This is a genomic window from Shewanella bicestrii, assembly GCF_002216875.1.
GTDB classification, from domain to species: domain Bacteria; phylum Pseudomonadota; class Gammaproteobacteria; order Enterobacterales; family Shewanellaceae; genus Shewanella; species Shewanella seohaensis.
Map to the genome: position 1 here is coordinate 14,628 of NZ_CP022358.1, position 21,965 is coordinate 36,592.

General features: G+C 47.8%; 18 protein-coding genes. 8 read left to right on the top strand and 10 right to left on the bottom strand.

Translation table 11 applies throughout. The features are described 5' to 3' along the window. Positions 1 to 2: 2 nt before the first annotated feature. Both CF168_RS00075 and CF168_RS00080 read left to right on the top strand, forming a co-directional pair. Entirely contained in the window at positions 3 to 851 is an 849-nt protein-coding gene (locus tag CF168_RS00075; RefSeq protein WP_089066592.1) for a LysR family transcriptional regulator, read from the top strand. A gap of 155 nt (positions 852 to 1,006) precedes the next feature. Further along, the gene (locus CF168_RS00080) at positions 1,007 to 2,050 is read left to right on the top strand and encodes an HDOD domain-containing protein (RefSeq protein ID WP_089066593.1); all 1,044 of its coding nucleotides are present in this window, start codon (positions 1,007 to 1,009) and stop codon (positions 2,048 to 2,050) included. A 65-nt stretch (positions 2,051 to 2,115) separates the two neighbouring features. Here the strand turns inward: CF168_RS00080 and glyS are convergent, their stop codons facing one another. Together glyS and glyQ are read right to left on the bottom strand one after the other, a co-directional pair. Next, positions 2,116 to 4,182 carry a glycine--tRNA ligase subunit beta gene (gene glyS / locus CF168_RS00085; RefSeq protein ID WP_089066594.1) on the bottom strand — a complete coding sequence of 689 codons (2,067 nt, stop codon included), beginning with the start codon at positions 4,180 to 4,182 and terminating at the stop codon, positions 2,116 to 2,118. A gap of 9 nt (positions 4,183 to 4,191) precedes the next feature. Further along, positions 4,192 to 5,097 (bottom strand): glycine--tRNA ligase subunit alpha, encoded by a 906-nt coding sequence (gene glyQ, locus CF168_RS00090; protein ID WP_011070431.1) that lies wholly within the window; start codon positions 5,095 to 5,097, stop codon positions 4,192 to 4,194. Positions 5,098 to 5,215: 118 nt separating this feature from the next. On the opposite strand from glyQ, the gene CF168_RS00095 reads away from it, so the two are divergent. Continuing rightward, positions 5,216 to 5,788 carry a DNA-3-methyladenine glycosylase I gene (locus CF168_RS00095; protein WP_089066595.1) on the top strand — a complete coding sequence of 191 codons (573 nt, stop codon included), beginning with the start codon at positions 5,216 to 5,218 and terminating at the stop codon, positions 5,786 to 5,788. Positions 5,789 to 5,876: 88 nt separating this feature from the next. Here the strand turns inward: CF168_RS00095 and CF168_RS00100 are convergent, their stop codons facing one another. The 6 genes from CF168_RS00100 to fadB form a co-directional block, all read right to left on the bottom strand. Continuing rightward, positions 5,877 to 9,065, bottom strand: a complete 3,189-nt coding sequence (locus CF168_RS00100) for an amidohydrolase family protein (protein ID WP_089066596.1) — start codon at positions 9,063 to 9,065, stop codon at positions 5,877 to 5,879. A 196-nt stretch (positions 9,066 to 9,261) separates the two neighbouring features. After that, the gene (locus CF168_RS00105) at positions 9,262 to 9,699 is read right to left on the bottom strand and encodes an MOSC domain-containing protein (RefSeq protein WP_011620848.1); all 438 of its coding nucleotides are present in this window, start codon (positions 9,697 to 9,699) and stop codon (positions 9,262 to 9,264) included. 35 nt (positions 9,700 to 9,734) lie between these two features. After that, positions 9,735 to 9,980: a sulfurtransferase TusA gene (gene tusA / locus CF168_RS00110; protein ID WP_011620849.1), complete on the bottom strand. Its 246-nt coding sequence runs from the start codon at positions 9,978 to 9,980 to the stop codon at positions 9,735 to 9,737. 158 nt (positions 9,981 to 10,138) lie between these two features. Further along, positions 10,139 to 11,332: a diguanylate cyclase domain-containing protein gene (locus tag CF168_RS00115; RefSeq protein WP_089066597.1), complete on the bottom strand. Its 1,194-nt coding sequence runs from the start codon at positions 11,330 to 11,332 to the stop codon at positions 10,139 to 10,141. 233 nt (positions 11,333 to 11,565) lie between these two features. After that, complete coding sequence (fadA, locus tag CF168_RS00120; RefSeq protein ID WP_089066598.1) at positions 11,566 to 12,729, bottom strand: acetyl-CoA C-acyltransferase FadA; 1,164 nt, start codon at positions 12,727 to 12,729, stop codon at positions 11,566 to 11,568. 22 nt (positions 12,730 to 12,751) lie between these two features. Further along, positions 12,752 to 14,902, bottom strand: a complete 2,151-nt coding sequence (fadB, locus tag CF168_RS00125) for a fatty acid oxidation complex subunit alpha FadB (protein ID WP_089066599.1) — start codon at positions 14,900 to 14,902, stop codon at positions 12,752 to 12,754. A gap of 443 nt (positions 14,903 to 15,345) precedes the next feature. Here fadB and pepQ point away from each other — a divergent pair, with 443 nt between their 5' ends. From pepQ to hemG (CF168_RS00145), 4 genes are all read left to right on the top strand, one after another. After that, a complete protein-coding gene (gene pepQ, locus CF168_RS00130) occupies positions 15,346 to 16,665 on the top strand; it encodes a Xaa-Pro dipeptidase (protein ID WP_089066600.1) in 1,320 nt (439 codons plus the stop codon). A gap of 15 nt (positions 16,666 to 16,680) precedes the next feature. Beyond that, entirely contained in the window at positions 16,681 to 17,295 is a 615-nt protein-coding gene (locus CF168_RS00135; protein ID WP_089066601.1) for a YigZ family protein, read from the top strand. A gap of 77 nt (positions 17,296 to 17,372) precedes the next feature. Further along, positions 17,373 to 18,830: a TrkH family potassium uptake protein gene (locus CF168_RS00140; protein WP_011620857.1), complete on the top strand. Its 1,458-nt coding sequence runs from the start codon at positions 17,373 to 17,375 to the stop codon at positions 18,828 to 18,830. Between the two features lies 1 nt (position 18,831). After that, positions 18,832 to 19,356 carry a menaquinone-dependent protoporphyrinogen IX dehydrogenase gene (hemG, locus tag CF168_RS00145; RefSeq protein ID WP_086904522.1) on the top strand — a complete coding sequence of 175 codons (525 nt, stop codon included), beginning with the start codon at positions 18,832 to 18,834 and terminating at the stop codon, positions 19,354 to 19,356. Positions 19,357 to 19,410: 54 nt separating this feature from the next. On the opposite strand, the gene CF168_RS00150 is transcribed toward hemG (CF168_RS00145), so the two are convergent. Beyond that, the gene (locus tag CF168_RS00150; RefSeq protein ID WP_011715321.1) at positions 19,411 to 19,719 is read right to left on the bottom strand and encodes an ArsR/SmtB family transcription factor; all 309 of its coding nucleotides are present in this window, start codon (positions 19,717 to 19,719) and stop codon (positions 19,411 to 19,413) included. Positions 19,720 to 19,917: 198 nt separating this feature from the next. Between CF168_RS00150 and hemG (CF168_RS00155) the strand changes: the two genes are divergently transcribed. Beyond that, a complete protein-coding gene (gene hemG / locus CF168_RS00155; protein ID WP_089066602.1) occupies positions 19,918 to 20,472 on the top strand; it encodes a menaquinone-dependent protoporphyrinogen IX dehydrogenase in 555 nt (184 codons plus the stop codon). A gap of 45 nt (positions 20,473 to 20,517) precedes the next feature. Here hemG (CF168_RS00155) and CF168_RS00160 read toward each other — a convergent pair whose 3' ends face one another. Further along, positions 20,518 to 21,960 (bottom strand): TrkH family potassium uptake protein, encoded by a 1,443-nt coding sequence (locus CF168_RS00160; protein ID WP_086904520.1) that lies wholly within the window; start codon positions 21,958 to 21,960, stop codon positions 20,518 to 20,520. Positions 21,961 to 21,965 lie beyond the last annotated feature (5 nt).

A 21,965-nucleotide genomic window follows, 5' to 3' on the forward strand; every position in this document is an offset into this window, starting at 1 on the left:
TGATGGATATAGAAGCGCTGCGCAGTTTTGTGGCATTTGTCGATACCGGGAGTTTTACCCGCGCGGCAATGCAAACCTATAAGACCCAATCTGCCGTCAGTATGCAAATGAAGCGCTTAGAGCAAGAGCTGGGAAAAACGCTCTTTGTAAAAGAGGGGCGAAACTTAGTCTTATCCACCGAAGGCCAACGTTTTGGCTTATACGCTAAGCAATTACTGCAACTACACGATGAGACTGTCACTACCATTAAGCAGACCCAAGTCGGCACACAATTGCATTTAGGTTGTCCCGATGACTATGCCGAATCCGTGTTACCGCGGATAGTGGCGTTGTTACATGGTCACATTAAGCAACTCGATCTTCAAATTACCTGCGCCTCGAGCCAAAAGCTGCGGATCATGCTGGATTCCGGGCAACTCGATGCGGCGATAGTGACTCGTTTGCCCGAGTCCGATGAAGGCTACTTATTACAAACCTCGAAAGGCGTTTGGGTGAGTGCGAGTAGTTCGAACTTGAGTGATGCCGATCCGTTACCCATAGCGCTTTTCCAAAAAGATTGTAAATTCCATATCGCTGCGTTAGATGGATTGATGAAGCAAGATAGGCATTATCAGTTGTTGGCCTGTAGCAGCAGTGCTGCGGCTCTTAAAGCGATAGTGGCTAAGGATTTGGCTATTAGTGCCATGGCCGAATGCAGTGTATCGGCATCACTGAATATTATTGATTCTGAAACACTTCCACCCTTGCCTGTGGTCGCCGTCGCGCTGGTTATTTCCGCTAAAGCTTACTCACCCATAAATGCGGAGTTGGCCAAGCAAATTGCGCGAGCCTATCAAGGCTACTTGGAATAAGGTTTCACGTGAAACAATTTAATGATCTAACGCAGCCTTAAGCTTGAGGGCATATACTAAAACGGCGCGTGATTCGAATAGCCTCGCATATCAAAGACAATGGACTGATAATCTATGCGGGCTCGGTAACCACCATTCTTATAGGTTAGGATATTTTGATTAAGTCCATATTTAATAAAATCTTTAATATTCGTGAACAGACTATTCTTGAGCGGCCAAAAAGCTTTAGTCAAACCGATCTCAGTAAACCTGTAACGGCCGTCTCTGGTAAGCAACTGCCTGAAGAGCCGCAGGATACTTCTGTGAGTATTGATCTTGCGGCACTGTTTTACAGCCTGTTATTTCCGGCCAGAACCAAAGATGCTGGTGGTGTTGCCAATAACCTTGAACGGCGCGTCATGGCTGAAATAGAGCTCGCCTTAGCATCGCCACAAGTGATAGCCGAAAAAGTGCTTAAGCTTCCCTCTAAGGTTTTGGAATTAGACCGTAAATTAGCTGAGCCACAGTTTGATACTAAGGACTTATTGGCGCTAATCGAGAAAGATCCCTTGCTGAGTGTCGAAGTGCTTAAACTGTGTAACTCTCCGGCCTTTAAGCGTGGCGACCGAGAGGTAACAAGCTTGCAGCAGGCCTTAGTGCAACTTGGCCGTGAACAGTTACGCCGCTTTGTGACGAGTTGCCTAGTGCGAGAGATGCTAGATATTAAACCCATTTATTTTCGACGCTTTGGTGCCGAGATTTGGCGTCATTCGATGCAGGTAGCCTTTTTAACCAGTGAACTGAGTGAAGAAGATAGAGACACCGCATTCCTATTGGGATTACTGCATGATGTGGGTAAGCTCGCCATCTTTAAAATGCTTCTCGATGCCTTTGTACAAGCAGAACCTGGAGAGCAGCCAAATTCTTGGTTATTCCGACAAGTGATGACGGCCAAATCACTCACGTTAAGTGCTTTGTTGGCAAAGCATTGGCAATTGCCAAGTACCTTTGAAACCGAGCTGGATAAATTAGCCCATGTCCATACTCGGCCGAATGAGGGAATTGCCGCTGTGGTTTGGCGCGCCAATATCATCAGTGAGATTTCGATGCTGCAGCAAGCGGGTAAATTGCCTGCTGACATGCTGAGCAACTTGTTAGCTTTGGTTGGACTGGAGCCCGCTCAATTCGAAGCATTGCACGAAAAACTTCAGCAGTTTTAATATATTGCAACCAATAAAAAACGCGCTCTAAAGGCGCGTTTTTTATTGGCACTCTAACGTGCGACTTACTGAAGCAGAGAAATATCCGCAACATGTAAGAACTGCTCACGTAGGTTATTCAGCAGTGCTAAACGGTTGTTTTTCAATGCTTCGTCATCCGCCATAACCATCACGTCTTCGAAGAACTGGTCAACACTTTCACGTAAGCTCGACAGCAGTGTCAATGCCTGTTGGTAATCAGCATTTGCAAATAGCGGAGCGAGTTGAGGCTGCAGTTCGGCAAGCTTAGCGGCTAATGCTTGTTCTGCGACTTCGGCTAACAGAGCCGAGTTAATCGCTGTAGGTAATTCGCCTTCCACTTTCGCCAGAATGTTAGACACACGCTTATTCGCCGCAGCCAGAGCGCTAGAAGCTTCTAAGCTTCTGAAGTGTGATACCGCATTGATACGGCTATCAAAATCAGCTGGGCGAGTTGGGCGACGTGCTAATACCGCGAGGATCACGTCAACATCGATACCTTTATCTTGGTACCAAGCACGGAAACGCGCCATTAAGAACTCAAGCACTTCATCGCTTGCATTCGCGTTGCTTAAGTTTGTGCCATGGAGTTCTTGAGCCTTAGCAATCAGGGTAACTAAGTCCAGTGGCAACTTGTTCTCAACGATAATGCGTAGCACACCGATAGCAGCGCGGCGCAGTGCGAATGGGTCGGCAGCGCCCTTAGGTGCCTGACCGATACCGAAGATACCCACTAAGGTGTCGAGTTTATCCGCTAAAGCTACTGCGCAAGATACCGCTGCTGTCGGAACCGTATCGCCAGAGAATTTTGGCTTGTATTGCTCTTCCATGGCCAAGGCTACGGCTTCCGTTTCACCGTCTAGGCGGGCGTAATGCATGCCCATAGTGCCTTGAGTATCGGTAAACTCCATCACCATATTGGTCATTAAGTCTGTTTTAGACAATAAACCAGCACGGGCGGCATCAACGGCGTTAGCGCCAGTTTGCTCGGCAATAAAGGCGGCTAGGGCAGAGATACGAGTGACTTTGTCTTTTAAGGTACCGAGTTGTTGTTGGAACAAGACGGTCTCAAGACTTGGTAAACGTGATTCCAGCGTGTGTTTTTTGTCGGTATTGAAGAAGAACTCGGCGTCGGCCAAGCGTGGACGAACCACTTTCTCGTTACCCGCAATGATTTGCGCCGGATCTTTTGATTCGATGTTCGCGACAAAGATGAAGTTTGGCAGTAACTTACCGGCATCATCGAATACTGGGAAGTATTTCTGATCGCCCTTCATCGTATAAACCAAGGCTTCTGAAGGTACGTTCAAGAATTTATCTTCAAAGCTTGCGGTTAATACGACTGGCCATTCAACTAAAGAGGTGACTTCTTCCAGCAGGTCATCTTCGATATCGGCGGTGCCACCAATCTTAGCGGCCGCTTTTTCTGCATCGGCTTTGATTAAGGCTTTACGGCTTTCGTAATCGGCGATGACTTTACCTTTTTCTTTCAGCAGTGTCAGGTAGTTGTCTGCATGGTCAAGCTCGAAGCCTGTACCCATAAAGCGGTGGCCACGAACATTGCGTGCCGACTTAATGCCGAGTAATTCACCTTCGATTAATTCACTGCCTAACAACATAGTGGCGGTGTGAACAGGGCGAATGAATTGTGTCTTGCTGCTTCCCCAGCGCATTGGCTTAGGAATAGGTAACTTATCTAGCGCACGTTGCGCCATAGCAGCGATTAAGCTCTTGGTTTCAACACCTTCTACTTTGGCGTTATAAACCAGCCATTCACCTTTGTCTGTCACCAAACGCTCAGCTTGGTCAACGGTAATACCGTTACCACGTGCCCAACCTTCAGCGGCTTTTGTTGGTTTACCTTCGGCATCGAATGCTGAGCTGACAGCTGGGCCGCGTTTTTCAACGATTTTGTCTGCTTGAGCAATCGCCAGTTCAGTCACATTAATGGCTAGACGGCGGGGCGCAGCGTACCAAACAGCTGATTTAAAAGCTAAATCGGCTTTGGTCAATTCTTCGGTGAAGTTCGCTAAGAAAGACTCAGCCAGTTTACGCAGCGCCTTTGGCGGTAATTCTTCAGTGCCTAACTCTATGAGTAAGTTTTCAAAATTCATGTGTTACCTCTACTTACACATTGGGAAGCCAAGCGCTTCGCGTGCCTGATAATAGGATTCTGCAACGGCTTTGGCCATTGTACGAACGCGCAGGATATAACGCTGACGTTCAGTCACTGAAATGGCGTGGCGTGCATCGAGCAGGTTGAAGGCGTGCGAGGCTTTCATCACTTGCTCATAGGCTGGCAGAGGTAATGGTTTTTCAAGCGACAATAAATGCTGACACATCTTTTCGCATTGATCGAACAGGGCAAACATAAAGTCGACGTCTGCGTGCTCAAAGTTATAGGTCGATTGCTCAACTTCGTTTTGGTGGAACACATCACCGTAGGTGATGCGACCCATTGGGCCATCGGTCCATACGAGGTCATACACGCTATCCACACCTTGGATGTACATGGCGAGACGCTCTAAACCGTAGGTGATCTCACCCGTGACAGGGCTACACTCTAAGCCGCCGACCTGTTGGAAGTAAGTAAACTGAGTCACTTCCATGCCGTTTAACCAGACTTCCCAACCCAGACCCCAAGCGCCGAGTGTTGGTGATTCCCAGTTGTCTTCCACAAAACGGATATCATGGATTTGTGTATCAATACCAAGAGCTTGCAGAGAACCTAAATAGAGTTCTTGGATATTATCCGGTGACGGTTTTAACACGACTTGGAATTGGTAGTAGTGCTGCAGACGGTTTGGGTTTTCACCGTAACGGCCGTCGGTAGGGCGGCGCGATGGCTGCACATAGGCACTGCTCATTGGCTCAGGCCCTAGAGAGCGTAGGAAAGTTTGTGGGTGGAATGTACCCGCACCGACTTCCATATCTAGAGGTTGAACGATTGCACAGCCTTGCTGCGCCCAATATTCCTGTAGGGTTAGAATGAAACCCTGAAATGTTTTTACGTCGTGTTTCGTCGTCATGTCTACTTGTCTACTGCCGTCAGCTTTAATAGAAAATGGTTTCGATTATACCTTGTAGATCTCTGCTTATGTAGGTTATTTTTTACCTTCTTCGTTAAAACGTTAAGGTAGATAGGCCATGGAAGAAATCCGCTGTAATTGGGTCAGCGATGATCCCTTGTATCGTGAGTACCACGATAAGGTGTGGGGACGCCCAGTTTATGATTCGAAGGAGTTGTTTGCCAAGCTCTGTTTAGATGGGCAACAAGCTGGGTTGTCTTGGATTACTATCTTAAAGAAACAACAAAATTACGAACAAGCCTTTGCGGATTTTGAGCCGGCAGTGATTGCAACTTTCGACGACGCTAAGGTAGAGGAGTTGATGAACAATCCTGGTATTGTTCGTAATCGCCTTAAGATCCATTCGATTATTCGTAATGCAAAAGGCTATTTAGCCTACACTGCGGATGGCAAAGATTTTGCTGAATTTCTGTGGAGCTTTGTTGGTGGTAAGCCTATGGTGAATCAGTTTACTTCCATGTCGCAGGTGCCTGCACAGACTCCAGAGTCTGAGGCCATGTCCAAGGCGTTAAAGAAGCTCGGCTTTAACTTTGTTGGCCCAACGATTTGTTATGCTTTTATGCAGGCTGTGGGAATGGTAAACGATCATCTAGTTGATTGCATCGCCTATGATGCTTGCTGTGGCGGCTAATAAGTCACTTATCTTATTGAGCTAACATCCAAAATAAAAAGGCATGTTCCACGTGGAACATGCCTTTTATTATTTCTACTTGCTGAAATTAGATTATCTCGAAGAAGAAAGGCTTACGCTGTTGCTTGTTACCATTGAGCTGGTTCATCGACTCAGCGTCGAACAACTTACCATTGACCATGGTATAAGTGACTTTATCTGTAACTCGAATATCCGCTAATGGGTCGCCATCGATTACGATTAAGTCTGCAAGTTTACCTGTTTTAATTGAGCCAAGTTGATGCTCTAGACCGAAGGTGGTGGCTGGGTTGATGGTCGCTGTTTTGAGAACATCCATATTGCTCATGCCACCTTGGGCGAACATCCACATTTCCCAATGTGCGGCTAACCCTTCACGCTGACCGTGGGCGCCAATATTGGAATGCACACCTAACTTATTGAACTCATTTGCTACTTTCGCAACATTAAAATGGTTGTAGTGACTGTCTGGGGCATGGGGCCGACGCATTGAGCGAGCTTGCAAGATGTCGCTTGGAACATACATCGACAGGCGCGGATGTGCCCACACATCGGTCTTATCATACCAATAGTTTTCACCCGAGATACCGCCGTAGGCGACGACTAAGGTTGGAGTGTAACCGACCTTAGTTTGGCTCCAGAACTGTTTAATATCGTTATAAATATTTGCTACGGGTAATGAGTGCTCTACGGTGGTATGGCCATCGGCAACCATGGTCAGGTTATGCTGTAGCAAGCTGCCACCCTCTGGCACGACCATCATTTCGAGTTCGCGAGCAGCGGCGATAACCTGCTGCCTTTGATTACGACGCGGTTGGTTGTAGCTCTTAACGCTAAAGGCACCAACTTTTTTCAGTCGCTCTAAATGGAATTTCGCATCATCGAGTGAGTCGATATGCGAGGTGTAGCCGGGAGCATTTGCGCCATAGAGAATTGTTCCAGTCGAGAAAATCCGTGGACCAACGATGTGACCAGCCTTTTGTTGTTCTGAGGCGGCAAAAATCTCAGTGGTATCGTTTGACGGATCATGGATAGTTGTCACGCCTAAGGATAATCCAGAGTAGAGTGCCCAGTTTTGTTGTGGCACGATTTCATCATCGGCCTGAGCACCATGGGCATGCGCATCGAACAAACCGGGCATAATGGATTTGCCACTAATATCGATGACTTGTGCATCCTTTGGAATTGCCGTGTTTGCATCGCCAACGGCTAGAATATGATTGTCTTTGACGATCACTACACCCTTATCGATAACTTGGTCATTTTCCATGGTGATCACTTTACCGCCGACAAAGGCGACTGTTCCACGTGGAACATCTGCCTTTTCGGTAAAGCCTAAATTGATAATGCTTGGCTTAGCTTGCTCGTCCTTTTTGAGATACTGAGAATCAACATCGGCTTGGTACAGTTCTGGGCCAAGAGTCCAATAGAGTTGGTTACTCTTGCTATTCCAGCTTATGCTTTCGCCAGCTCGCACACTTAACTGTGTGACGGGAAGATTGCTGGCGTTAGGGCCGATTTCAACTGTTTCACCATGTTTAGCAAAGGGGGTAACCCAAACTTTAAAACGCTCGGCAAAGGCCAGTTGTTCGCCGTCGGGTGAAACTCTAAATTCGGTTGCATGCTTACTGCTGTAGTGAACGCGTTTATCAAACCCATCTAAGTTAATTGAGGCAAGCTGTGGCGTGTCGTTATCACCAGTGTTCATAAAGAAAATGCGGTCGGCCGAAGCGCCGAATTGTGCCTGATAACCCTCAGCAGTGATTTTCTTATTTTGTTTGGTTTTTAAATCAACCTTGTACAGGCCGGGTTCCTGCGACCAAGTGCGAGGCGTGAGGTGTCCACCTTGGGTTTTACGATACACCACAAGTTCGCCATCGGGAGAGAAGGTGGGCTCGACGTATTTGCCAGGTTCTGTGGTAAGTTGTTTCGCTTTGCCACCTTTAGCAGTGATCACTTGTACTGTGCCTTGGTCTTGGTCATTCCAAGTCGTGAAGACAATATTTTTGCCATCACGCGACCACTGGGGGTAGAGTTCTTCAATGTCGTTACCTAACTCGGTTAAGCGTGACATCTTGCCGTCGGGAAGTGTTTTCAACCAGATTTTCCCTAAAGCTTCGAAGGCGACCTTGCTACCATCCGGTGAAACTTGCGCCATGCGCAGCATTTTTACGTCGAATACATCCTTATCAATATCTTGTTTAAAGCGTACTGAAGGCTGCACGTCTAGCTGGGTTTTGACGCTGAAGGGAATGTTGGTGACCGTCTTATTGGCCACATTCAGGCGATTGATTTTGCCTTTAGCCCAGAAAAAAATATCTTTATTATCTTGAGTCCAGGCCATGGTGGGATAGACACCGTGGATTGCCCAGGTCTCTTGCATATCGCGGTCTAAATCGCCGTACAGCTTAGTCGTTTCGCCGGATTTTAAATCGAGTAAATACAAAGAGGATTGGAAATCATCTCGTTTAATATACGCCAGTTTGGTGCCGTCAGGACTCGGTGTTGGGCGAATGGCGCCACCGGTTCCTTCGATCAAGATTTCAATATCACCCGTTTGGGTATCGTAACGCTTGATTTTATAGATGCCGTTCACTGAATCTTTGGAATAATGGAAGGTTTTCCCCGGAGTATCATCCTGACTGAAATAGATATAGCGGCCATCGGGTGAATAGGCAGGCTCGCCTAAATCCTTTTCATCGTTTGGACGTTCGGTCAGTTTTACACCTTCACCACCTGCGACATGGTAGAGCCAGACTTCGCCGGCGCCTAAACTACGACTGGCGGTAAAATGTTTTCGACCGACTAAATATTGCGAATCAGGGCTCCACGCAGGACTGTTGAGTAAACGAAAGGTTTCCGTCGTGACTGTGCGTGGGTTGCTGCCATCGGCGTCCATAATCCAAATATTGTCGCCACCATCTGCATCTGAGGTGAAGGCAATGTGCTTACCATCTGGGCTATACACCGGCTGCATTTGCCAGGCTATGCCTTGAGCCAATGGCTTTGCCTCTCCACCCGTTACGGGAATTTGATAAATATCGCCAAGTAAATCAAACACTAAATGTTTACCGTCTGGGCTGACACTGATATTCATCCAAGTGCCTTCGGTTACATCTATGGTCACTTTTTCTAGTGGGGCATTGGCTGGTGCATTGACGTCCCAACTGGTTTTTTGGGCGTCTGTTGCCTGTACGGCATGGGAACTAAGGCCAAGCATCAGGGCGATATAAAGCGGTGTCAGCTTAGGTTTCAACATGTTATGTCCTGTTATCGTTATTCTAGGGCTTTGCTGTTATCGGATTAGATAAACTTTTGTTAATGCTGCGCTAATTTATCGCACAAATACCCTGTAAGGAAAACGGAAATACTGTTTCAATTAATGACCGAGGGGTAGAAGCTAAGGCGGGGTAAGGTATGGGAGAGTAATGTGGCTTACTCTCCACGAGTGGTGATTAGTCTAATGTAACGGGGTCGCCGATATGGATCATGGCATCATTGATGACACGGCAGGTGACGCCGCCGCGCCAATCGGGAGTAAGCGCGGATTCCAAGCCAGCATGAGCCTGTTCCATCTTCTTGCAGGGATCGGTTTCACCAGTCACTTCGAGGCAGAGATCCCCAATGCGCAGCTGCTTGCCCACATCAGCCGCCCCAAAACTATATCCATCGACTAATAGGTTTGCTCGGCGAGTCGTCCAAGGTAAATTTGCATCTATGCTCTGACAAGCTATTTGCCACTGCTGCAGCGACAGTACCGTGACTTGCCGTTTACCCGGGCGACCAAAAACATCTTTTTCGACGCCGCTGTGCTGGGTGACATTCGCGCATAGCACTTCGTTCATTGGCCCGCGTTTAACCGTTTTGTAGGCGATAGCAACTAGTTTCGGCATGTTTGATGTCCTTATCCTAATGTCGATGCAGAGACTTAGAGTCCCTTTTTAATTAGATATTGATAGGGTGTTTGGCTGGTTTCACTGGCGATCAGTGTGTGGTCCATAAATTCACAAAAGCTGGGAATATCACGTGTGGTTGCTGGATCATCTGCGATGATAAGCAGGGTTTCACCTTGCGCCATTTGTCTTACCGTTTTGCGCACCATCATTACCGGTTCTGGGCAGCGTAAACCAAGAGCATCCAGTTTGTGTTGTGCGGTTGAGAAAACGTCGTTCATGTGACCTCGAGTGAACGGTTAAACAGAATTGGCTAATGTTACTCCAGTGATTTGGATAAACCAAGTTGATGGCCTGAATTTGTGATGGGGCTGGAATTGCTCCAGCCAAACAGGTGTTTGCTCGTAACCATCGAAATGTTCCACGTGGAACAACATCATTATTCGGCGATTTTATCTATGATTGGCGAAGCGGATTCAAGGGGACAAGACTCTGCGTCGTCGAGGTTCAGAGTCTCTATGTTATTCATCTCGGTTTTTAAATCATTGGCCGCCGTCGCTGGTAACTGTGATTTAGCAGCTCGTGCGCGTTTGTAGCTATACATTTTTTGATCGGCTTTATGGATTAGGGTATTGGCATCATCGTAGTCGTAGGGGCCAGTATCCACGATGCCAAAGCTTAATGAGATGTTATTCAGGTGGCGCTTGATATTCTGGTTAAAGCGTTCGATAAAATGATCTCTGGCGTGTTCCTCACGGCAGTTAGGCATGATGATACAAAACTCGTCACCACCATAGCGAAAACAATGATCTTCCGCTCGGGTACTTTCCTTTATTGATTGAGCGACGGCTCTAAGTACTTCATCTCCCGCTCTATGGCCTTGGCTATCATTAAAGTGTTTGAAGTCATCCACATCGAGATAAATAACGCTTACAGGTTCTGCACGTCTTTGCGCGGCTCTTAGGATACGCGTGGCAAATTCCTGTAAGTGACGCACGTTTAGCAAGCCGGTTAATGGGTCAGTTTGAGATAACTCTTCGAGTTGTTGTGTGCGCTCTTTGACTTTGCTTTCCATGCTTTGAGCGTAACGTTCCGCCTTGTCTTTGGCGTTCTCAATTTCAGAAACCAAGCTGCGAATATAAGTATCAAACACTAAGGTAACATCGAAAAGCACTAGCTTGTCGATGGCGATTCTAATCCGTTCATTTTGAGCCGCGTCTTTAACCGAGTTATTAATCTCCGCATAAATCAGCTCTTTTAGGGTATGAACGGCAGAGAGGTAGAGTTTGGGTTCGACGCCGATACGTTTGTGTACTAAGCCAATCCTTAGGCGGTTGTTTACATATTCTAAATCGTACACACCATTAAACAGGTCGAGCACATAGCGTCTCTGGGCGGTACGCAAACGAGCCAGAGTGTCGGAGTCGCCAATCAACAATGCAATTTCAGATACACTGGTTTGCAGACCATAGAAGTCATCAACGATTTTATCTATGTTCGCTTCAATTACAGGCTTGAAGGATTGAAGCGCTCTGACATCCGCCAAGGTAAAAGAGAATAAGGATTTGCGAAAATCAATCTCAAGCTCAGTGATCCGCATTTGTTCAAAAAGCGTTTGCTCCGTTTGCAGCATAATAACTCCCTCATCGCGTAAATGATGAAAAGCATCCTTGCCTTTGGTTACGCCGTGTTATGACGGTTAAACGCGGATAAGTGCACTAAGGATATTTACCAAGTTAAGTCGAAAACTACCCGATTTTCAAATTGATGAGGCGGTGTGAGTAAGATTATTAATAGTACGAGATGAAATGAGAGCAATAAAAAAGCCGGAACTGAGTCCGGCTTTTAAAGAGTGGGGGTTAGGGATTAAACGCGTTCGAAAACGGTCGCAATACCTTGGCCTAAACCGATACACATAGTCGCTAAGCCTAAGGTCGCATCTTTGTGTTCCATCAGGTTGATCAGCGTCGTTGAAATACGCGCACCAGAGCAACCCAGTGGATGGCCAAGTGCGATAGCACCACCGTTGAGGTTAATCTTCTCATCGACCACATCCAACAAGCCTAAATCTTTCACGCAGGGTAAAGATTGGGCGGCAAAGGCTTCGTTCAGTTCGATAACATCCAAATCATTAACAGTGATGCCTGCGCGAGCCAGAGCTTTTTGAGTAGCAGGTACTGGACCGTAACCCATGATTGCCGCGTCACAACCTGCAACCGCCATTGAGCGGATACGGGCACGGATTGGTAGACCTAAAGCGCGCGCTTTAGACTCTTCCATGACTAACATAGCCGAAGCGCCGTCAGATAATGCCGAAGAGGTACCGGCAGTCACTGTACCGTTTGCTGGGTCGAATACTGGGCGCAGCGCCGCTAATGATTCCATTGAGGTTTCTGGACGAATCACTTCGTCGTGCTGCACTTTAATCAGCGCGCCGTTAGCATCATGGCCTTCGATGCCATAGATTTCCTTGGCAAAGCGGCCTTCAACAGTGGCCGCGTGAGCGCGTTGGTGTGAACGCACTGCAAAGGCATCTTGCTGCTCACGGGTAATACCGTGAAGCTTACCTAACATCTCAGCGGTTAAGCCCATCATGCCTGACGCTTTAGCGACGTTATTGGCTAAACCTGGGTGGAAGTCCACACCGTGGTTCATTGGCACGTGGCCCATGTGTTCAACACCACCAATGATAAAGGTGTCGCCCATGCCAGTCATAATTGCGCGAGCAGCTTGGTGGATGGCTTCCATTGAAGAACCACATAAGCGGTTGACTGTCACAGCGCCAGCCGTTTTCGGGATACCTGCAAGTAAAGATGCGTTACGGGCAATGTTGAAGCCTTGTTCTAGGGTTTGCTGCACGCAACCCCAAATAACGTCTTCAATAGTATTGGGATCTAATTGCGGGTTACGCAGTAATAGACCTTTCATTAGTTCGGCAGAGAGTGTTTCTGCACGTACATTACGGAACACCCCAGCCTTAGAACGGCCCATAGGAGTACGAATGCAATCTACGATAACAGCTTGTTTCATAATTAAATTCCTTTCCCGCTAATTAGGCTTGGTAGTAGCTACCGTTGTTGGCTGCAAGGGCACGCATGGCGTCGGTGACTTGATACAAACCACCTAAGTGAGCGTATTTGTCTGCTAAGGCGACAAAGTTCGCTACGCCCATAGTATCTAAGTAACGGAATACACCACCACGGAATGGAGGGAAACCTAAACCATAGACCAAGCCCATATCCGCTTCGGCAGGAGAAGCCACAATGCCTTCTTCTAAACAGCGAACGGTTTCGATAATCATTGGGATCATAGTGCGGGCGATGATTTCATCCGCATCGAATGCTTTTTGCTCACCAAAGGCGGCCTTCAGCAGCTCGTAGCTGGTTGGGTCGACATCTTTCTTTGGTTTACCACGGCTATCTACAGAGTAAGCGTAGAAACCTTTACCATTCTTCTGACCGAGACGCTTGTTCTCAAACATCACGTCAATCGCGTCATTGCCAGATTTGCCCATACGATCGGGGAAGCCTTCGGCCATTACCGCTTGCGCGTGGTGACCCGTGTCTAGGCCGACAACGTCTAGCAGGTAAGCAGGACCCATTGGCCAGCCGAATTGTTTTTCCATCACTTTATCGATAGCGGCAAAGTCGCCACCTTCGGCGAGCAGGCCGTTAAAGCCCGCAAAGTACGGGAAGAGTACGCGGTTAACGAAGAAACCCGGGCAATCGTTAACAACGATTGGGGTTTTACCCATTTTGCTGGCGTAGGCAACAACAGATGCGATGGTTTCTTCTGAGCTGTGCTCGCCACGAATAACTTCAACCAATGGCATTTTATGCACAGGGTTGAAGAAGTGCATACCGCAGAAACGCTCAGGCTTCTTCATGCTCTTCGCGAGCAGGTTGATTGAAATGGTTGACGTGTTAGAGGCGATAATCGCATCTTCACTTACGTACTGTTCAACTTCCGCCAGTACTTGTGCCTTCACTTTTGGATGCTCAACTACGGCTTCGACAACCACGTCAGCATGTTTTACTGGAGCATAGTCTAAGGCTGGAGTGATGTTGTTTAGCACCTTAGCCATTTTTTCTGGGGTAGAGCGGCCGCGAGCAACTTGTGCAGATAACAGTTTGGCGGCTTCGCCTAAACCTAAATCTAATGCCGGTTGAGCGATATCTTTCATCACGATTGGCGTGCCTTTGCTGGCGCTTTGGTAAGCGATACCGCCACCCATGATGCCAGCACCTAATACGGCGGCGCTTTTCACATCTTTGGCGAGTTTGCCCGCTTTCTTGGCCTTGCCTTTGACTAATTGGTCATTCAAGAAGATACCGATCAACGCCTTGGCAACATCGGTTTTCGCTAACTTGATAAACGCTTGATGTTCAATTTGTAGTGCATCGCTGCGGCCTTTGGTCGCAGCTTGTTCGACTACACTGACTGCCGCCATTGGTGCTGGGTAGTGTTTACCCGCAACCGCAAACACCATGCCTTTAGCTGTAGTGAAAGACATCATAGCTTCGAGTTTTGGTAGGGTCAGTGGTGACATCTTACGTTGGCGACGGGCTTGCCAATCAAGCTTTTCTGCAACTGCATCTTTTAGCATTTGAATAGCTGCGGCTTCTAAAGCCTCTGGCGCAACAACGGCATCAACCGCACCGACTTTTAAGGCATCTTCTGGACGCTGATCTTTTCCCGTGGTGATCCATTCTAGTGCGTTATCCGCACCAATCACACGTGGTAAGCGCACTGTGCCACCAAAGCCAGGGATGATGCCCAGTTTGGTTTCGGGCAGGCCGATTTTGGCTGTGGTGTCGGCGATACGGAAATCCGTTGCCAGAATAGTTTCACAACCGCCGCCTAGGGCAAAACCTTTAATCGCTGAAGCGGTTGGGAAAGGTAAATCTTCGAGTTTGTTGAATACGGCGTTGGCCTGTTCAACCCAAGAGAGCAGTACCGCATCATCCTGTGCGAATAAGCCTAAAAATTCAGTAATGTCGGCACCCACGATAAAGGTATCTTTACCTGAGGTCAGCACTAAAGCCTGAATGTTTGATTGTTGCTTAATGCTATCTAATGCGGCATCGAGTGAGGCGAGTGTTTCTCTGTCGAATTTGTTCACCGAACCGGGTGCGTTAAAGCACAGCTTGGCAATATTATCCTCGAGTAACTCAACCTGAATTGTAGGACTTTGGTAGATCATTGCTTGCTTCCTTTTGGCTTAAAAGTGATACCCACCATTATCTGTTGGTGTTAGTACGACTCTCTATCTCACAGCAGCTTCGGCCATCATTTGACCAGTTGTGTGCCAGTGTGCTTCGAAATTCGATAAATTACAACACCCAATTTAAACGACTGTTTAATTTCTTGTCGGCTAGAGTGAATTTTCAGCTTTGTGATACACTGCACAAAGTGTAGAAGTGCCAGATTACGCCAAAGAGTACATGGTGGGAATTTGTACTTTAGCGGTATTGCTCGCTGGCTAAATGGATAATTTTATTTTTAGAATTAAAAGCATAGGCTTAAATCGAGAATTTGCTAACCTGTGAAATCTCAGGGCGTTAGCGAAGGAAAACACTGAGCCTATATGGCTTAGTCAGATTTGCGGTTTTTTTATTAACGATCGTTCATTACAGGATATGACACATGGATCACTTGGCTCATCACTATCATGCCCACATCGCCGAGCTTAATCGTCGAGTCGCTGAAATTGTATCGCGTGAAGCATTATCAGGTTTAGTGATCCACTCGGGTCAGCCACATCGAATGTTTTTGGACGACATTAATTACCCTTTTAAAGCCAATCCCCACTTCAAGGCTTGGTTACCTGTGTTGGATAACCCTAACTGCTGGTTAGTGGTGAATGGTCGCGATAAGCCGCAACTGATTTTTTATCGCCCAGTGGATTTTTGGCATAAGGTGTCGGACGTGCCGGAGATGTTCTGGACCGAGCATTTTGAGATCAAGTTACTCACTAAGGCCGATAAGGTTGCCGAGCTATTGCCTAGCGATATTACCAACTGGGCTTATTTGGGTGAGCATTTAGATGTGGCTGAGGTACTGGGTTTCACCAGTCGCAATCCTGACTCTGTGATGAGCTATCTGCATTTCCATCGCACTACTAAAACCGAATATGAACTCGAATGTATGCGCCGTGCGAACCAGATCGCGGTGCAAGGGCATTTAGCGGCTAAAAATGCCTTCTATAACGGTGCGAGCGAGTTTGAAATTCAGCAGCAGTATTTATCTGCTGTGGGACAGGGCGAGAACGAAGTGCCCTACGGTAATATCATTGCCTTAAACCAAAATGCGGCGATTTTGCATTACACCGCGCTCGAGCATCAAAATCCGGCGCGGCGTTTATCTTTTTTAATTGATGCGGGAGCCAGTTATTTTGGCTATGCGTCGGATATTACTCGTACCTATGCGTTTGAGAAGAATCGCTTTGATGAATTAATCACTGCCATGAACAAGGCGCAGCTCGAACTGATCGATATGATGCGCCCAGGTGTGCGTTATCCCGATTTACATTTGGCGACCCATGGCAAAGTCGCACAAATGCTGTTGGATTTTGAATTAGCCACGGGTGATGCCCAAGGCTTAGTCGACCAAGGCATTACCAGCGCCTTCTTTCCCCACGGACTCGGCCATATGCTAGGCTTGCAAGTGCATGATGTGGGAGGTTTTGCCTTCGATGAGCGTGGTACCCATATTCCGGCCCCTGAGGCTCATCCGTTCCTGCGTTGCACCCGCATTTTGGCTCCAAACCAAGTGCTTACCATGGAGCCAGGTTTGTACATTATCGACACTTTACTCAATGAGCTAAAACAAGATAGCCGTGGCCAGCAGATCAATTGGCGCACCGTTGATGAGCTGCGACCTTTCGGTGGTATTCGTATCGAGGATAATGTGATTGTGCATCAAGATCGAAACGAAAATATGACCCGCGAACTGGGCTTAGCGTGAGTTTAGGGAGAGCGAGTGCTCGAAAGTTATCTGATACCGAGTGAAAATGTGCAGATAGAAGAAGAGATAAAGCATAGCCGCTTTATCTCTTTTCTATTTCATTGCACGAGTTTAGAACAATTGAAGTTAGTACTTACTGACATAAAGCGAGATTATCCCGGCGCCAGTCATTATTGCTATGCCTTTATTGCTGGAGCGCCTAACGACAGCATTGCCATCGGTTCGAGTGACGATGGTGAGCCAGCGGGCAGCGCAGGTCGTCCAATGCTTGCAGTATTACAAGGTGCGAATCTCGGTGAAGTCGGTGCCGTGGTGGTGCGTTTCTATGGCGGTACTAAGTTAGGCGTGGGCGGTTTAGTGCGTGCCTATACCTCGGGATTACGCCAAGGTTTAGGGCAATTGCCGACGCGAGTGAAGCAATTACGTTATCCGGCAAAACTGCATTGTGATTACACTCAATTAAGGGATGTTGAGCATTTACTGCAGCAGCTAGAAGCGGTGATCATCGATAAGCAATTTGCCGAAGCCGTTGATATCCATTTTGAAATAGGCAAACAGCAGCAGGGTATATTGAATGAATCGCTGGCAACTTTGAGTCAGGGCAGCCTGCGCGCAGAGTTTGAGCTGTGATGCCTGCGTAAATTATGCCAAAATATGCAAAATGCTGAAAATACCTTTGCAGCCAATGGAATAATTGAACACGCGGAATGCAATACAAAACCATAATAAGAATCATAGGTCTGCTTATCGGCCTGTTCTCCATCACTATGCTGCCGCCAGCCTTAATCGCCATTTGGTATAACGATGGCGGTGGTACTGCGTTTATTCAGGCATTTTTTGTCAGCTTATTTATCGGTTTTTGGCTCTGGTATCCTAATCGTCGCTGCAAAGAGGAATTGCGAACCCGCGAGGGGTTTCTGATTGTGGTCCTGTTCTGGACCGTTCTTGGCTCCATCGGTGCTTTACCTTTTATCTTCTCAAGCCAGCCCGATCTCAGCTGGACCGACAGTTTTTTCGAATCATTCTCCGCACTGACCACCACGGGAGCCACAGTCATTGTCGGACTGGACTCCTTGCCTAAGGCCATTCTGTTTTATCGACATATGCTGCAATGGCTCGGCGGTATGGGGATCATCGTTTTAGCCGTGGCGATTCTGCCTGTGCTGGGCGTTGGGGGCATGCAGCTGTATCGCGCTGAGATTCCTGGCCCTGTGAAGGACAGTAAGATGACGCCGAGGATTGCCGAAACGGCCAAGGCGTTATGGTACATCTATCTATTGCTAACCATTGCCTGTGCTGGCGCTTATTGGCTCGCGGGAATGAGCGTTTTCGATGCCGTGTGTCACTCGTTTTCGACCATCGCCATCGGGGGCTTTTCGACCCACGATGCCAGTATGGGATACTTCGACAGCTCAGTGATCAACCTGATTTGCGTGTTCTTTTTGATTGTCTCTGCGGTGAACTTTAGTGTGCACTTTGCGGCATTTTCGCGCCGCGGGATCAATTTTAGAGTCTATTTTCGAGATACCGAGTTCAAGATGCTGGTGGCGATTCAGTTGGTGCTGACGGCGATTTGTTTCTTAACCCTTTATCACTCAGGGATTTATGATTCGCCAGAGGAAACCTTAGATCACGCCTTATTCCAAGCGGTTTCGGTGGCGACGACCGCCGGCTTTGGTACCGAAAGCTTCCATATGTGGCCGCTGTTCCTGCCGATTCTGTTGATTTTCTCAAGCTTTATCGGTGGTTGTGGTGGTTCAACTGCGGGCGGGATTAAGGTGATCCGGGTTATCCTGCTGCTGTTGCAAGGTTCACGCGAACTTAAACGCCTCGTTCACCCTAAGGCGATGTTCTCGATTCGTATCGGCTCCAAGGCATTACCTGACCGAGTTGTCGATGCCGTGTGGGGATTTTTCTCCGCCTACGCCTTAGTCTTCGTGCTGTGTATGTTAGCGCTGATGGCTATGGGGCTGGATGATATTACCGCCTTTAGTGCTACGGCAGCCTGCTTAAATAACCTCGGTCCGGGTCTTGGGGAAGTTGCGAGTAACTACGCCAGTATTGGTGATGGTGCTAAATGGGTGCTGGTGGTAGCCATGTTATTTGGTCGCCTCGAAGTCTTTACCTTGCTGATTTTGTTCACGCCAACTTTCTGGAGGGATTAACATGCAGACACTAATCATCTATTCGACAATTGATGGCCAAACACTGGAAATCTGCCGCAAAATCAAAACGCTTGCCGAACAAGCGGGTGAGCAGGTGTCTTTAGTGACCCTAGAACAAGCCGAAGCCTTAAGCCTTGCTGATTTCGATAAAGTGTTGATTGGTGCGAGCATTCGTTATGGCAAACATAGGCCCGATCTCTACCAGTTTGTGAATCGCAATCATGCGGTGCTGGACAGTAAAATCAACGGCTTCTTTACCGTGAATGTGGTGGCGCGCAAGCCATTAAAGAACACGCCAGAAACCAATCCTTACATGCAAAAGTTCCTCAAATTATCTCTGTGGCAGCCACAGCAATTGGCGGTGTTTGCGGGCAAAATTGATTACCCTAAATACGGTTTATTCGACCGTACTATGATCCGTTTCATCATGTGGATGACTAAGGGACCAACCGATCTGAAGGGCACCTTCGAGTTTACCGACTGGGATAAAGTCGAAGCCTTTGGGGCACACTTTAGCAAGCTGTAAAAATGATAAAGCCCTAGTCTCTGCTAGGGCTTTATTGTTACCGCCTGACGCGATTTATACGGCGCAGTAACGGCTGTGGAGAATCGAAATCACTTGGGTGACTTGCTCATTCTTAAGCTTGTAATACACAATCTGCGAGCTCTTACGGGTATCGACTAAGTCTTCGGCTCGTAACACCGCCAAATGCTGTGATAGCGCCGACTGGCTCAAGGGCACAGTTGCATTCAGCTCGGTTACGCTCAGCTCTTTATCCAGCAATAGGCACAAAATCATTAAGCGATAAGGATTCGCTATGGCTTTGAGCCATTTAGCCGCACTTTCCGCATTAGTTACCATTGCATTTACATCAATATCATTTTGCATAAGGTACTCACTTTATCGCTTTTGATTAGATAATTCTAATTGAACATATTTCTATACGCAATCATACTGCTCGGCAATTCAGATCTCAATTTTTGCATTTCAGAATATGAGACAACGCTGATTTGTGATCCTATCAGGGGTTTATTTAACCAATGATTGCCACAATGGTGACATATTTTAATTGAACGGGAATACCCCATGACACGCATTCTGGTGCTTTATTTTACCCGTGGTGGCCATACGGCCAAGATAGCGAATGCGATTACGCAACAACTCACGCTGCGTGGCGCCAAGGTGGACTTGGTGGATATCAATAGTGCGGCGGCAACCAAGATTAACTGGCCCGATTATCAACTGGTGGTGCTAGGGGCTTGTGTGCTCTATGGCACCTACGATAAGAGTGTATTTCAGTTTATAGAGCAACACGCTCCGGCCTTAAGTGCGTTGCCAAACAGTTTCTTCTGCGTCAACGTGGTGGCGCGTAACCCTGAGAAACGCATCCCTGAGAACAACAAATACCTGCAAAAATTCATCGCGTTATCACCTTGGACTCCCGCCGATTTGAAGATTATCGCCGGTAAGGTGGATTACCCCTCGTGGCCCTGGTACGACAGACTGATGATCCAGTTGATTATGAAAATCACCAAAGGACCAACGGATCCTAAGGCGGTGATCGATTATACCGACTGGGAAGATGTGAAGGTCTATGCCGATCATCTGCTAACCTTGGCCGAGGTTGCAGAACCCGCCTAATAAAAATGCGCTCTGTGAGCGCATTTTTAGTTTTTGACTATACGACTAGTATTTCCAAAAACTGGGATGGAACAGTACTGCCACGGTTAGAATCTCTAAGCGGCCGAGCAACATACCCAAAGAAAGCGCCCATTTAGCCAAATCGGGCAGCGTCGAGAAGTTACCCGCTGGACCAATGATGGGGCCAAGCCCAGGGCCAACGTTGGTGACTGCGGTTATTGCGCCGGTAAAGCTGGTCATAGGGTCTAGCCCAGTCAGCACCAGAATCACCGAAAGCCCAACAATCACAAACATAAACAGCAGCACAAAGGTGATCAGTGAGCGCACAATATCTTCACTAATCAGACGGTTGTTATAGCGCTCCCGGAAGATGCCATTGGGATGGCATTGCTGCTTTAACTGCTCGCGCATAATGGCGCCGGCAATTTGGAAGCGGAAGATTTTAATCCCGCCAGAGGTGGAGCCCGAGCAGCTACCGACAAACATTAAGAATAAAAACGCGATATTCGCAAACGCGCCCCAGGCGCCGTAGTCGGTTAAACCATAACCTGTGGTGGTGACCACTGAAACCACGTTAAAGCTGGAGAGGCGCAGCGCGTCGATAAGGGCGATATCCCGCGTTTGCCAGAGCCAGAAGCCAATAAAACAAGACACAAAAGTGAGGAAAAACAAGAAGCCTTTGACTTGAGCATCGTTCCAGACGGTAAAGTCTCGCTGTTGGATCATCTGCACAAACATCAGTAGGGGTAAGCCTCCCGCCGCCATAAACACAACGCCAACCCAATGGGCTGAATTCGAAAACGCCGCCATCGAGTTATCTGAGGTCGAATAGCCCCCCGTCGACAGTGTGGTCATCGCATGGTTAATGGCTTGAAACCAAGTCATGCCTGCAAGATGGTAGGCAACGCAGCACATCACGGTCAGCAAGATATAGATAAAAAATAGATGCTTAGCCATGTTTTGGGTGCGGGGCACCGCCTTATCGCTCCAATCCGATGACTCGGTGCGGAACAGCCGCATACCACCGACGTTTAAGAAGGGCAGAATCGCTACCGCCATCACGATAAAGCCAATACCGCCGAGCCATTGCAACAACGAGCGCCAGATTAAGATACTGTGGTCCATAGTATCTAAGCCCGAGAGCACGGTTGAACCTGTAGTGGTAATGCCGGACATGGTCTCGAAGAAGGCGTCTGTATAGCCAATGCCGTGGTACAAGGTAAAAGGCATGGCGGCAAATAGGCTCACGATTAGCCAAGTGAGGCTGGTGAGCAGAAACATATCGCGAATATTGAGGTTAATGGTTTTGCTCTGGCCGTTATGTAAACAGAGGCTGGCGCAAATCCCTGTGACTAAAGCCGACAGCATGAAAGCGCCCACGGTTTCCTCACCGTTGAACACGGCAAGGAGTAGGGGCGCTAACATAAAGGCTGTTAACATCGACAGAAACAGCCCCAAAATAAACAATAGCGGTCTAAAGTTCAGCATAAGAT

Excerpts from the sequence above, each read along its gene's own strand:
- CF168_RS00075 (WP_089066592.1), top strand. The coding sequence starts at position 3 with ATGGATATAGAAGCGCTGCGCAGTTTTGTGGCATTTGTCGATACCGGG.
- glyS (WP_089066594.1), bottom strand. The coding sequence starts at position 4,182 with ATGAATTTTGAAAACTTACTCATAGAGTTAGGCACTGAAGAATTACCG.
- glyQ (WP_011070431.1), bottom strand. The coding sequence starts at position 5,097 with ATGACGACGAAACACGACGTAAAAACATTTCAGGGTTTCATTCTAACC.
- CF168_RS00095 (WP_089066595.1), top strand. The coding sequence starts at position 5,216 with ATGGAAGAAATCCGCTGTAATTGGGTCAGCGATGATCCCTTGTATCGT.
- CF168_RS00100 (WP_089066596.1), bottom strand. The coding sequence starts at position 9,065 with ATGTTGAAACCTAAGCTGACACCGCTTTATATCGCCCTGATGCTTGGC.
- CF168_RS00105 (WP_011620848.1), bottom strand. The coding sequence starts at position 9,699 with ATGCCGAAACTAGTTGCTATCGCCTACAAAACGGTTAAACGCGGGCCA.
- tusA (WP_011620849.1), bottom strand. The coding sequence starts at position 9,980 with ATGAACGACGTTTTCTCAACCGCACAACACAAACTGGATGCTCTTGGT.
- CF168_RS00115 (WP_089066597.1), bottom strand. The coding sequence starts at position 11,332 with ATGCTGCAAACGGAGCAAACGCTTTTTGAACAAATGCGGATCACTGAG.
- fadA (WP_089066598.1), bottom strand. The coding sequence starts at position 12,729 with ATGAAACAAGCTGTTATCGTAGATTGCATTCGTACTCCTATGGGCCGT.
- fadB (WP_089066599.1), bottom strand. The coding sequence starts at position 14,902 with ATGATCTACCAAAGTCCTACAATTCAGGTTGAGTTACTCGAGGATAAT.
- pepQ (WP_089066600.1), top strand. The coding sequence starts at position 15,346 with ATGGATCACTTGGCTCATCACTATCATGCCCACATCGCCGAGCTTAAT.
- CF168_RS00140 (WP_011620857.1), top strand. The coding sequence starts at position 17,373 with ATGCAATACAAAACCATAATAAGAATCATAGGTCTGCTTATCGGCCTG.
- hemG (WP_086904522.1), top strand. The coding sequence starts at position 18,832 with ATGCAGACACTAATCATCTATTCGACAATTGATGGCCAAACACTGGAA.
- CF168_RS00150 (WP_011715321.1), bottom strand. The coding sequence starts at position 19,719 with ATGCAAAATGATATTGATGTAAATGCAATGGTAACTAATGCGGAAAGT.
- hemG (WP_089066602.1), top strand. The coding sequence starts at position 19,918 with ATGACACGCATTCTGGTGCTTTATTTTACCCGTGGTGGCCATACGGCC.
- CF168_RS00160 (WP_086904520.1), bottom strand. The coding sequence starts at position 21,960 with ATGCTGAACTTTAGACCGCTATTGTTTATTTTGGGGCTGTTTCTGTCG.